An 11778-nucleotide genomic window follows, 5' to 3' on the forward strand; every position below is an offset into this window, starting at 1 on the left:
CCATCTCTGCCAATTACACTGCAACTAGCCGCTCGCGCCGCAGGAACGCAAGCAGCGGCAGCAACGGCAAGCCGAGAATGGTGAAGTGGTCGCCCTCGATACGCTCGAACAAATGAATGCCCAGGCTTTCGAGCTGATAGCCGCCGACGCTGGTGGTGACGGCATCGCCGGCGATGTCGAGATAGGCCGAAAGCTCGGCCTCGGTCATCTGCCGCATGGTGAGGCGGGCGACCGAGACCTCCTCGAAGATGATCTCACCATTACGTGCTATCGCCACGGCGGAATTCAGCTCATGGCATTGGCCGGAGAGATCGCGCAGTTGCGCCAACGCCTGGGCACGGCCCGCAGGCTTGTTGAAGAGCCGATCGCCAAGCGCCAGCGTTTGATCCGCACCGATGACGGTGCTTCCAGCGTGATGGACCGAGACCGCTCTGGCCTTTTCGCGCGCCAAAAGCAACGCAATCTCGCGCGGATCTGAAAGCCCGGAGGCGGCCTGGATACCGCGCTCGTCGATATCAGCCGTGATCGCCTTGAACTCGAGCCCGGCATTGGCCAGCAGCATCTTTCGCGCGCTGCTCTGCGAGGCCAGGATCAACGAGGATTTGCCGAGCCACAGACCCATTGCGAAACTATTCCCAAGACTATTCCCAAGGATATTCCAAAGACTGTTCTCAAATTTATTCAGACGGCCGGTTACGCTGGCGATCGCTGTAGAGTTTCATGATCGCCGCGGCGGTTTCCTCGATCGAGCGCCGCGTCACGTCAAGCAGCGGCCAATCGTGCTTGGCGCTCAGCTTGCGGGCAAATGCGACCTCCTCGGCGACCGACTGCTTGTCCGTGTAGGTGTCGCCGCTGGAATCGGCGCCCATGGAGAGCAGGCGGTTCGTGCGCACCTGAATCAAGCGTTCCGGCGTCGCATGCAGGCTCACCACCAGCGGTCGCGTCAACGTTTCCAACTGCGACGGCACCGGAATGCCTGGAACCAGCGGCACGTTGGCAGTGCGGATGCCACGGTTGGCAAGGTAGATCGACGTCGGGGTCTTGGAGGTGCGGGAGACACCGACGAGCACCACGTCCGCGTCGTCGAGCCCTTCGACATGCTGGCCGTCATCATGGATCATCGTGTAGTTCAGCGCGTCGATGCGCTTGAAGTATTCGGCATTGAGCACGTGCTGGGCGCCGACCCGGCCGGTCGTGGCAGCTCCGAGATACGCCTCGAACAGCTGCATCACCGGGCCGATGATCGACAGGCTCGGAACATTGATCCCCTTGCACTTGTCCTCGAGCCTGGAGACCAGATCCTTCTCGAGCAGCGTGAACAGCACGATTCCCGGCGCTTCCTCGATCTCGTCGAGCACACGATCGAGCTGTTTCTGGCTGCGCACCAGCGGATAGACGTGCTCGACCGGCGTCACGTTGGCGTATTGGGCGGCAACGGCCCGCGCGACCGTGATCAGCGTCTCACCGGTGGAGTCGGACACGAGGTGCAGATGGAAATAATTGCTCGAGGTCGGCACAAAAGACCTTTGTATGAAACCCGTGTGGTTTGTGGATTTCTGTGGACCTTAACCCCTCGGAAAGGGATGTGCGACACCGCGGGCGGGACAAGTGCCAATTTTCTTCACACCACTGCCCGTGAGAACAAGTTCGGCGCCCCGTCGAAAGAGAAACGGGATTGTGCCGATAACCCTCTTGATAAGCTGCCGACAGAAACGCGCAAGCCTTTGAAGCTGACCGCCTTATCGAAAGCGGCCAGCGCAATCAGGGATATGTTGATGGATGTGAACAAGCGCGTGTGAACGGGCGGACGGAATTGTGTGAGTCCAATTCACCGTCACATAGACTCAAACCTTAAGAATCTAAGATTCTTATTGGAGAAGGGCGCTACGGACGGATATGTGTGCAGGCAAGACCTTAACGAGTTCTTACTATCCCCAGCGTTCCCCCTCGGCTGGGTAGAAATCCGGACCCCAGACATGTTTGAAGACGTCTATCTCTGGATCAAGGCGCTGCATGTGATCGCGGTCATCTCCTGGATGGCCGGCATGCTCTATCTGCCGCGGCTGTTCGTTTATCATTGCGAGGCCGAAATCGGCTCGAAGCAGTCGGAAACGTTCAAGATCATGGAACGGCGGCTGTTCAAGGCGATCATCAACCCCGCCATGATCGTGACCTGGCTCGCCGGGCTCTATCTCGCCTGGGCTGGACACTGGTTCAGTTTCGGCTGGCTGCACGTAAAACTGGCACTGGTCCTGGCGATGTCCGCGGTCCACGGCTTTTTTTCGCGCTGGCTGAAGGATTTCGCGGCGGACCGGCGCCCCCGGAGCCAAAAATTCTATCGAATTATCAATGAGGTACCTACTGCCTTGATGATTCTGATCGTCATCATGGTGATCGTGAAGCCGTTCTAGGCAGGGGTCGCGAACAATCGCTCAGTGCTTCTGCTTGCGGAGTGAGAGGCGATTTTCTATATTAGCAATATCCCACCCAACGCAGGCGGATGTGGTCGTGTCTGAGCTTTCCAGAGGCCGGACACCCCATCAGGTTTGAAGCCTCACCGGCGCTTTCCTTGCCAGACCTGCGGACCTCACCTTTTCGCGTCCGCATTTCAGAGCCTCCTCGCACCCCCTCCCAGGTTACCCCACAGGACCACCCCAATGCGGGAAATCAAACTCCAGGACCTCAAGTCGAAGACGCCGGCCGAGCTCGTCTCGTTCGCGGAAGAGAACGGGGTCGAGAATGCCAGCACCATGCGCAAGCAGGAGCTGCTGTTCGCCATCCTCAAGCAGCTTGCGCTCGCCGAGACCGACATCGTCGGCGAAGGCGTCGTCGAGGTGCTCTCCGACGGCTTCGGCTTCCTGCGCTCGCCCGATGCCAATTATCTGCCGGGCCCGGACGACATCTACGTCTCGCCGTCGCAGATCCGCCGTTTCGGCCTGCGCACCGGCGATACCATCGAAGGCCACATCCGCAGCCCGAAAGAAGGCGAGCGCTATTTCGCGCTGCTGAAGGTCAACACGCTCAATTTCGAGGACCCGGAAAAGGCCAAGCACAAGGTCAATTTCGACAACCTCACGCCGTTGTTTCCGAATCAGCGTTTCCGTATGGAAATCGACGATCCGACCAGAAAAGACCTTTCTGCAAGGGTGATCGACATCGTGGCGCCGATCGGCAAGGGCCAGCGCGCTCTGATCGTGGCGCCGCCGCGCACGGGCAAGACCGTGCTGATGCAGAACATCGCGCACTCGATCGCGCATAATCATCCCGAATGCTATCTGATCGTTCTCTTGATCGACGAACGTCCGGAAGAAGTCACGGACATGCAGCGCTCGGTGAAGGGCGAGGTCGTCTCCTCGACCTTCGACGAGCCGGCGGTGCGTCACGTTCAGGTCGCCGAGATGGTGATCGAGAAAGCCAAGCGTCTGGTCGAGCATGGCCGCGACGTCGTGATCCTGCTCGACTCCATCACGCGCCTCGGCCGCGCCTACAACACGGTGGTGCCGTCATCCGGCAAGGTGCTGACCGGCGGTGTCGACGCCAACGCGCTGCAGCGGCCGAAGCGCTTCTTCGGAGCCGCCCGCAACATCGAAGAGGGCGGCTCGCTGACGATCATCGCGACCGCGCTGGTCGATACCGGCAGCCGCATGGACGAAGTCATCTTCGAAGAGTTCAAGGGCACCGGTAATTCCGAGCTGATCCTCGATCGCAAGGTTTCGGACAAGCGGACCTTCCCGGCGATCGACATTTCGCGCTCCGGCACCCGGAAGGAAGAGCTGATCACCGATCCGGTAGTCCTGAAGAAAATGTACGTGCTCCGCCGCATCCTGAATCCGATGGGAACGATGGACGGAATCGACTTCCTGCTCGACAAACTGCGCTCGACCAAGAGCAATTCCGAGTTCTTCGACTCGATGAACACCTGATTGCAGTGCAGCATGATCAAAGGGCGCCTTCGGGCGCCCTTTTCTTTGTGCGGCTTTGTTGCAGCGGAGCTGCAGCATGGTGCGGCGTTTGTCGTCTGGAGTAGGGGCCGTATAAGACTTCGATATTATTTATGAATATCTGGACCGAGGGACGCCGCTCATTCCGTGGGAAGTGCTTTTTGCAGCAGACGCTCGCGAGTTTATTGCATCGCACTATAGGTTTTGCTGCGGGAATCGGTGCAGCAAATCGCGCGATTTGTCTGCCGAAACAGATGTTTGCCTTTTCGCTTTCAGCCGGACAAATAGGTCATGCATCCGCGAGACCACACCATCTTTGCGCTGTCGTCCGGCCGTCCGCCAAGCGCGCTCGCGGTGGTGCGCGTCTCCGGGCCAGGCGCCAGCCTGGTGCTGACGACGCTGGCGGGCAAGCTGTCGGCGCCGAGGCAGGCCAGTCGCCGGCTCCTTCATGACGACGCGGGCCAGCCGATCGACGATTCGGTGGTGTTGTGGTTTCCAGGCCCCGCCAGCGCGACCGGCGAGGACGTCGCCGAATTCCACGTCCATGGCGGCCGCGCGGTGCTGGCGGCACTCTTCGCCGCTATTTCCGCAATTCCGAATACGCGTACCGCCGAGCCCGGCGAATTCACCCGGCGTGCCTTCGAGAACGGCAAGCTCGACCTGACCGAAGCGGAGGGCCTCGACGATCTCATTCACGCCGACACCGACCGGCAGCGCCGCCAGGCGTTACGGCAGCTGCAGGGTCTGCTCGGCGATCGCGCGCGCGACTGGCGCGAGCGCATCATCGAGGCCTCGGCCTTGATCGAGGCCGGCATCGATTTCTCCGATGAGGGCGATGTGCCCGCCGAGTTGATGGCGCCTGCGGTCAAGGCGATCAGTGCGCTGCACGACGAAATCGCAGAAGTCCTTGCGGCACAGGGACAAGCTGAACGCTTGCGCGACGGCCTCGTGGTTGCGATCGCGGGCGAGCCGAATGTCGGCAAATCGACGCTGATCAACCAGCTCGCGCGTCGCGACGTGGCAATCGTCTCGCCGCATGCCGGCACGACACGCGATGTAATCGAGGTGCAGCTTGATCTCGACGGCTATCCCGTCACGGTGATCGACACCGCCGGCATTCGGGAGACCGACGATCCGGTCGAGCAGGAGGGTGTACGCCGGGCGCGAGCCCGAGCCGAAGACGCCGACCTCGTGTTGTGGCTGGTGGAGGCGAGGCGCGCTGTCGATCCGGCTGCGATACCGTTGCCGGGGAAGTCCGGCAACGCAGGCAATCGCTCCGGCTCGGTCTGGACCGTGCGCAACAAGGTCGATCTCGGCGGGGTCGAGGACGTCGGACCGCGCGGTGAGTTCCGAATCGCAGCGAGCCGGGGCGACGGCATTCCCGAACTGGTCGATGCCCTCGTGAAATTCGCTGCCGATTTCTTCGGAACGACCGAGGGGGCATTGGTGACCCGGGCCCGGCAGCGGGATCTGCTGCGCCGGGCGTCGGACAGCTTGCGTCGGAGTCTGGAGCTTGTAGAACACGGCGAGGAGCTTGCCGCCGAAGAGCTGCGGGCTGCCGCCTATGCCTTGGGCCGGCTGCTGGGTCGGGTGGACGTTGAGGACGTCCTGGGGGCTATTTTCCAGAAATTCTGTGTTGGAAAGTAGCGCTAGTTCTTCATTGTAGAATTAGCCTTTGTTCCACTTCTTGGCGTTTCACGTGAAACACACTGGGTCGGTTCCGGGATGTTTCACGTGAAACGTGGCACCATCACCAAGACCTTCTGGCGTGAAACGTGGCAGCTAAGGAGCGGGTGAGCGGAGAGATCCGGGATCACCCCTCTCGCGCCGATAGGGGTATGCCGCTGCCATCGCTTCGGAGACCGGCCGGCATCTGGGCATTACGACCTCCGGTCCATGTCCTTATCCTTCGAGAGTCCCGTTTTCTCGCACTGAAAACCGCAATCTTTCCAAGGGCCATTCTACTGTGCATGGGGTTGTTTTCGCGAAAACACTCGGGCATCGCTTGCCCCGTTTCACGTGAAACAGCCGCCTCTCCAGTTTCCACTTCCGGCTTGCCCGCCTCTGAGTTAGAAGTCCGCCCATGCGAACAGAGCGAGAGAGCTTCGACGTCATCGTGATTGGCGGCGGCCACGCCGGCTGTGAGGCCGCTTCTACGTCTGCCCGGATGGGCGCGGCCACGGCCCTGGTGACGCACCGTTTCTCCACGGTCGGCGCGATGTCCTGCAATCCCGCCATCGGCGGCCTCGGCAAGGGCCATCTGGTTCGCGAGGTCGACGCGCTCGATGGTCTGATGGGCCGGGTCGGCGATGCCGGCGGCATCCAGTTTCGCGTCCTCAATCGCCGTAAGGGCCCCGCGGTCCGTGGTCCGCGCGCGCAGGCCGACCGGAAGCTCTATGCCGCCGCGATGCAGTCGGCGATTCGGGAGACCGACGGTCTTTCGGTGATCGAAGGCGAGGCCGACGAGCTGATCGTGGTCGAGGGACGGGTGATCGGCCTGCGCCTGGCAGATGGCCGCGAACTTCGGGCAGGGGCTGTCGTCGTCACCACCGGCACCTTCCTCCGCGGTCTGATCCATCTTGGAGAGAAGAACTGGCCGGCCGGCAGGGCTGGCGAGGCGCCTGCGATGGGTCTTTCGACCTCCTTCGAGCGTGCCGGGTTCACCCTTGGACGGCTCAAGACAGGGACCCCGCCGCGACTGGACGGCTCGACGATCGACTGGTCCGCGGTCGAAATGCAGCCGGGGGACGAGCCCCCGGAGCCGTTTTCGGTGATGACCCAGCGGATCACGACCCCGCAGATCCAGTGCGGGATCACCCGAACCAATTCAGCGACCCACGAGGTGATCCGGGCCAACGTCCATCGCTCTCCGATGTACTCCGGCCAGATCAAGAGCTCCGGACCGCGCTATTGCCCCTCGATCGAGGACAAGATCGTTCGCTTCGGCGATCGCGACGGTCACCAGATCTTTCTGGAGCCGGAAGGGCTCGACGACAGCACAGTCTATCCCAACGGCATCTCGACCTCGCTGCCGGAGGAGGTCCAGCTCGCCATCCTCGCAACCATTCCCGGCCTGGAGCGGGTGAAGATGGTCCGGCCGGGCTATGCCATCGAATACGACCACATCGATCCGCGTGAGCTCGATCCGACCCTCCAGACCAAGCGTCTGCGCGGCCTCTTCCTGGCCGGGCAGATCAACGGCACGACCGGATACGAGGAAGCCGCCGGCCAGGGCATCGTGGCCGGCCTGAACGCGGCTTTGGCTGCGAGCGGGTCCCCGTTGACGGTGTTCGACCGGGCCGATGGCTATCTTGGTGTGATGATCGACGACCTTGTCACCCGCGGCATCAGCGAACCCTATCGGATGTTCACCTCCAGGGCCGAGTACCGGCTGACGCTGCGGGCGGACAATGCCGATCAGCGTTTGACCGAGAAGGGCATCGCCCTGGGATGTGTTGGGAGCGCCCGGACCGTGCATCATCGCGCCAAGATGAATGCCCTGAATGCGGCTCGAGCGCTGTCGAAGTCGCTGACGATCACCCCGAACGAGGCTATCAAGCAGGGTCTCACCCTGAACCGGGATGGTCAGCGTCGCTCGGCCTTCGAGCTGATGGCGTATCCCGAGATCGGCTGGAGCCAGGTCCGTGCGATCTGGCCGGAGCTCGCTGCCATTGATCCCGCCATTGCCACCCATCTCGAGATCGACGCGAAGTACGACGTCTATCTGGAGCGCCAGAGCGCCGACGTTGAAGCCTTCAGGCGGGACGAGGGGATGGTGCTGTCGGACGTCGATTACCAGCAGGTCCCCGGTCTCTCCAATGAGGTCCGGGCCAAGCTGGAGAACGCACGTCCGTTCACTGTTGGCCAAGCCGGCCGAATCGACGGCATGACGCCGGCCGCGCTCGGCATCCTTGCGGCCTATCTCCGCCGCGAAGCGCGGAAGACTTCCAAAGCAATCGCATAGGTTTCACGTGAAACAGCGCGCGCCGGGCGGCGGCGGATCGTCATCGAGAAAATCCTCGGCGGGTGAGGGCGCCGGCGGTCGCCCCGAACCGGCGCCGACCAGACCGAAGATCGACAAGGCCAGCGCCAACGACCGGTCTTTGGACTCCGTCATCGCGGCCGACAAGATTGCAGCGCTCAAGCTCGCACCCGTTTCACATGAAACGGAGGCCCGGCTTGATCGCTACATCGCACTGCTCCGGGAGTGGCAGGCCAAGACCAACCTGGTCGCGCCCTCGACGTTGCCGCATCTCTGGACCCGGCACATCGCCGATTCACTTCAGCTCGTCGCTCTTGCCCCGTCGGCCAAACGCTGGGCCGACCTTGGTAGCGGCGGCGGCTTCCCCGGCGTAGTGCTGGCCTGCGCTATGGCAGGAACGGCCGGGGCGAGCGTCCATCTGGTCGAGCGAATCGCCAAAAAGGCCGCCTTCCTGCGCGAAGCCGTCCGCGTCACGACATCTCCAGGAGTCGTACATCTCGCTGAGATCGGGGATAATGTGGATAGAATCACCGGCCCGGTCGATTGCGTCACCGCGCGTGCGCTGGCTCCGCTACACCAACTCATCGGCTTTGCGGAGCCGCTGATGCGCCAAGGCGCAAAGGCGTTGTTTCTCAAGGGTCAAGATGTAGAGTCTGAATTGACCGAAGCCACTAAATATTGGAATGTTCAGCCGCAGCTCCACCGAAGCCGAACAGGCGACGGTTGGATCGTTGAGCTGGCTTCTGTCGAACGGCGCGGGTGAGGCGTCAGGGGCCGAGTGGGGAATTTGCGATGAGCGTGATTGACGAACCGCAGCAGGAACAGACCGCCGCCGTCCCGCAGGGCCATCCGCGCATCCTGGCGCTGGCGAATCAGAAGGGCGGCGTGGGAAAAACAACCACGGCGATCAATCTCGGCACGGCGCTCGCTGCGATCGGCGAACGTGTCCTGATCGTCGATCTCGATCCGCAGGGCAACGCCTCGACCGGACTCGGCATCGATCGCCGCAACCGCTCCTGCTCGACCTATGACGTTCTGGTGGGCGAGGCGAGCCTGCGGGAAGCGGTAGTGTCGACGGCAGTGCCGCGGCTGCATATCGCGCCCTCGACCATGGATCTCTCCGGCCTCGAGCTCGAGCTCGGCACCACGCCCGGTCGTGCGTACAAGCTGCGTGACGCGATCAGCGCGCTCAACAACAACGTCTCGCCCGACGCCGATTACACCTACGTGCTGATCGACTGTCCGCCCTCGCTCAATCTGATCACCGTGAACGCGATGGCGGCTTCCGACGCGATCCTGGTGCCGCTGCAGTGCGAATTCTTCGCGCTCGAAGGTCTGTCGCAATTGCTCCAGACGGTCGAGCAGGTGCGCTCGACGCTTAATCCGAACCTGTCGATCCACGGCATCGTGCTGACCATGTTCGACTCGCGCAACAATCTCTCGAACCAGGTCGTTGCCGACGTCCGGCAGTTCATGGGCGAGAAGGTCTACAAGACCATGATCCCGCGCAACGTGCGCATCTCGGAGGCACCGTCCTACGGCAAGCCGGTGCTGGTCTACGATCTCAAATGCGTCGGCAGCGAAGCTTACCTGCGGCTCGCCACCGAAGTTATCCAGCGCGAGCGCGAGCTGCGAACGACGCATTAGAGGTGCTGTAGGGTGGGCAAAGGCGTCTCGCCGTACTCACCATCTTCCGCACATAACTAACTGGTGGGCACGCTTCGCTTTGCCCACCCTACGACAATTCAGTTCTGGAGTGCTGCAGCGTGAATCCAAGGGAGCTGGCGATGGCCGACGAAGCGCGTTCGCGATTGGGCCGGGGTCTTGCGAGTCTGATCGGTGATGTCGGTGGCGAGGCCCAGCATGTCGATCGCCCGCGCGCGCAACGCAAGGTGCCGATCGAGTTCATCAAGCCCAATCCGCGCAACCCGCGCCGCACCTTTTCGGAAGGCGAGCTTAGGGAGCTCAGCGATTCGATCAGGCAGCACGGCGTGATCCAGCCGATCGTGGTCCGCCCGGTGAAGGGGGCGCAGGACCGCTTCGAGATCATCGCCGGCGAGCGGCGCTGGCGCGCCTCGCAAATGGCCGGCCTGCACGAAGTGCCGATCGTTCCCGTCGACATCAGCGACAGCGATGCGCTGGAGTTCGCGATCGTCGAGAACGTGCAGCGCGAAGACCTCAACCCGATGGAAGAGGCGCTCGGCTATCACGCGCTCGCCAACGAGTTCAAACGCAGCCAGGACGACATCGCCAAGGTCGTCGGCAAGAGCCGCAGCCACATCGCCAACATGATGCGGCTGACGAAGCTTCCCGCGGAGGTGCAAGCCTTGATCACGAGCGGGAAGCTGACCGCCGGTCACGCCCGCGCGCTGATCGGCGTGCCTGATCCGCTCGCGGCCGCCAAGCGCATCGTCGAAGAAGGCCTCAACGTCCGCCAGACCGAGGCGCTGGCGCATGAAGAGGGCGTGCCGGAGCGCAAGCCGCAGAAGGCGCGCACGGGGGCGAAGGAAAAGGACCCCGACACGGTCGACCTCGAGAAGCGCGTCAGCGATGCGCTGGGACTCAAGGTCGCCGTCAGTCACCGCGACCCCGGTGGCTCCGTGCAGATCAACTACCGCAACCTCGATCAACTCGATGAGGTGATGCGGCGGCTGGCGAAGGGCGCGATCTAGACGCACCCTCGATGTCGTCCTGGCGAAGGCCAGGACCCATACCGCGTGTTGTCTCGATTGGAGCTGGTCGCAATACCGGACTACGAATCTTCCCCAAACCTCTCCTTGGGGTAATGGGTCCTGGCTTTCGCCAGGACGACATTGGGAGACTCAGCCCCGCCGCTTCGCGTTCGCCGCGATCGCCATCAGCGTGCGCTGGGCGATGGCGGCGGCTAGCGTCGATTGCTTGCGGGTGTCGAGCGCGGCGGTCGCGAGCTGCTCGATGATGGCGGCGAGCCTCGCCACGCTGAAATTGCGCAGTGCGGTTTCGACCGCGGGTTTCCGCGAAAAATGCAGGCGCGGATAGCCGCTGTCGAGCACCGCGGAAGCGGGCGTGCCGTCGGCGATCGCGAGCGCCGATTTGTGCAGCCACGCCGCCTGACGCTGCGCCGCGGAGATGATCACCCCGGGGTAGGTGCCGGCGATCATGGCCTTGGCAAACTCGTTCTCGACGATCTCGGGTCGGCCGGCGAAGGCGCCATCGACGATCGGATCGAGTTTCAGCTCCGACGCATCGGCGACCACGGCCATCACGTCATCCAGCGTGATCTCGCCCTTGCCGTGGGAATAGAGCGTGAGCTTGCGCAGCTCGTTGCGGGAGGCCTGGCGGTCGCCGCCGAGGAACGACATCAGCGCCGCGCGGGCATCCTGCGCGATGCGCAAATTGGCGATGCGGAGCTCGTCTTCCATCAGCTTGGCGAGGTCGCGCTCGGTATCGGGATAGCAGGCGATCGCGACGGCCGTCTTGGCGCGTTCGCAAGCCTTGCGCAGTGGCGATTCCGGGCGCAGCTCGCCGGCCTCGATCACGATGCGGCAATCCTTCACGCCCATCTCCGCCAGCGTGTCGATAGCGCTGGCAAAGCTGCGCGAGCCGGCGCGCACGCGGATGGCGCGACGGCCGCCGAACAGCGGCACCGTCATGGCTTCGTCGACGAGGCGCGACGGCTCGGCGGAGAGCTCGTCGCCATCGACCTTGACCAGTGAGAACGGATCGTTGGGATCGTCGACGGCCGAGGCGATCAGCGCATCCGCGCGTTCGCGGACCAGGCCGGCGTCAGGACCATAGAGCAGGATAATCGGACGGCCCACATCGGGGCGGGCGAGAAAGGCGTCGATCTCTTTTCCGCGCAGCGCGACCATGGTG

11 protein-coding genes are annotated in these 11778 nt (G+C 62.9%); 8 read left to right on the forward strand and 3 right to left on the reverse strand.

The annotated features are described in order from the left end of the window. Positions 1-13: 13 nt before the first annotated feature. Positions 14-622, reverse strand: a complete 609-nt coding sequence (locus AC0L3S_RS23815; protein WP_473264287.1) for a Maf family nucleotide pyrophosphatase — start codon at positions 620-622, stop codon at positions 14-16. Between the two features lie 55 nt (positions 623-677). After that, complete coding sequence (locus AC0L3S_RS23820; RefSeq protein ID WP_473264286.1) at positions 678-1517, reverse strand: pyruvate, water dikinase regulatory protein; 840 nt, start codon at positions 1515-1517, stop codon at positions 678-680. Positions 1518-1583: 66 nt separating this feature from the next. Here AC0L3S_RS23820 and AC0L3S_RS23825 point away from each other — a divergent pair, with 66 nt between their 5' ends. From AC0L3S_RS23825 to AC0L3S_RS23860, 8 genes are all read left to right on the forward strand, one after another. Continuing rightward, complete coding sequence (locus tag AC0L3S_RS23825) at positions 1584-1799, forward strand: hypothetical protein (RefSeq protein ID WP_473264285.1); 216 nt, start codon at positions 1584-1586, stop codon at positions 1797-1799. 177 nt (positions 1800-1976) lie between these two features. After that, the gene (gene hemJ / locus AC0L3S_RS23830) at positions 1977-2411 is read left to right on the forward strand and encodes a protoporphyrinogen oxidase HemJ (RefSeq protein WP_473264284.1); all 435 of its coding nucleotides are present in this window, start codon (positions 1977-1979) and stop codon (positions 2409-2411) included. Between the two features lie 246 nt (positions 2412-2657). Beyond that, positions 2658-3923, forward strand: a complete 1266-nt coding sequence (gene rho / locus AC0L3S_RS23835; protein ID WP_007598612.1) for a transcription termination factor Rho — start codon at positions 2658-2660, stop codon at positions 3921-3923. Between the two features lie 309 nt (positions 3924-4232). Beyond that, positions 4233-5588, forward strand: a complete 1356-nt coding sequence (gene mnmE, locus AC0L3S_RS23840; protein ID WP_473281646.1) for a tRNA uridine-5-carboxymethylaminomethyl(34) synthesis GTPase MnmE — start codon at positions 4233-4235, stop codon at positions 5586-5588. Positions 5589-6024: 436 nt separating this feature from the next. Continuing rightward, positions 6025-7905, forward strand: coding sequence for a tRNA uridine-5-carboxymethylaminomethyl(34) synthesis enzyme MnmG (gene mnmG, locus AC0L3S_RS23845; protein WP_473281648.1), 1881 nt, complete (start codon positions 6025-6027; stop codon positions 7903-7905). 7 nt (positions 7906-7912) lie between these two features. Continuing rightward, positions 7913-8686: a 16S rRNA (guanine(527)-N(7))-methyltransferase RsmG gene (gene rsmG / locus AC0L3S_RS23850; protein WP_473281650.1), complete on the forward strand. Its 774-nt coding sequence runs from the start codon at positions 7913-7915 to the stop codon at positions 8684-8686. A gap of 29 nt (positions 8687-8715) precedes the next feature. Beyond that, complete coding sequence (locus AC0L3S_RS23855; protein ID WP_007598621.1) at positions 8716-9570, forward strand: ParA family protein; 855 nt, start codon at positions 8716-8718, stop codon at positions 9568-9570. A gap of 140 nt (positions 9571-9710) precedes the next feature. Continuing rightward, positions 9711-10595, forward strand: a complete 885-nt coding sequence (locus tag AC0L3S_RS23860; protein WP_473281652.1) for a ParB/RepB/Spo0J family partition protein — start codon at positions 9711-9713, stop codon at positions 10593-10595. A gap of 150 nt (positions 10596-10745) precedes the next feature. Here the strand turns inward: AC0L3S_RS23860 and holA are convergent, their stop codons facing one another. Beyond that, on the reverse strand, positions 10746-11774 hold the full coding sequence (gene holA / locus AC0L3S_RS23865) for a DNA polymerase III subunit delta (RefSeq protein WP_473281654.1): 1029 nt from the start codon (positions 11772-11774) through the stop codon (positions 10746-10748). Positions 11775-11778 lie beyond the last annotated feature (4 nt).

The sequence above is a fragment of the Bradyrhizobium sp. Ken01 genome, assembly GCF_055807355.1.

What these genes read in the sequence shown, in the direction of transcription:
- holA (WP_473281654.1), bottom strand. Translation starts at nt 11,774, where the DNA reads ATGGTCGCGCTGCGCGGAAAAGAGATCGACGCCTTTCTCGCCCGCCCC.
- rho (WP_007598612.1), top strand. Translation starts at nt 2,658, where the DNA reads ATGCGGGAAATCAAACTCCAGGACCTCAAGTCGAAGACGCCGGCCGAG.
- AC0L3S_RS23855 (WP_007598621.1), top strand. Translation starts at nt 8,716, where the DNA reads ATGAGCGTGATTGACGAACCGCAGCAGGAACAGACCGCCGCCGTCCCG.
- mnmG (WP_473281648.1), top strand. Translation starts at nt 6,025, where the DNA reads ATGCGAACAGAGCGAGAGAGCTTCGACGTCATCGTGATTGGCGGCGGC.
- hemJ (WP_473264284.1), top strand. Translation starts at nt 1,977, where the DNA reads ATGTTTGAAGACGTCTATCTCTGGATCAAGGCGCTGCATGTGATCGCG.
- mnmE (WP_473281646.1), top strand. Translation starts at nt 4,233, where the DNA reads ATGCATCCGCGAGACCACACCATCTTTGCGCTGTCGTCCGGCCGTCCG.
- AC0L3S_RS23825 (WP_473264285.1), top strand. Translation starts at nt 1,584, where the DNA reads ATGTGCGACACCGCGGGCGGGACAAGTGCCAATTTTCTTCACACCACT.
- AC0L3S_RS23815 (WP_473264287.1), bottom strand. Translation starts at nt 622, where the DNA reads ATGGGTCTGTGGCTCGGCAAATCCTCGTTGATCCTGGCCTCGCAGAGC.
- AC0L3S_RS23860 (WP_473281652.1), top strand. Translation starts at nt 9,711, where the DNA reads ATGGCCGACGAAGCGCGTTCGCGATTGGGCCGGGGTCTTGCGAGTCTG.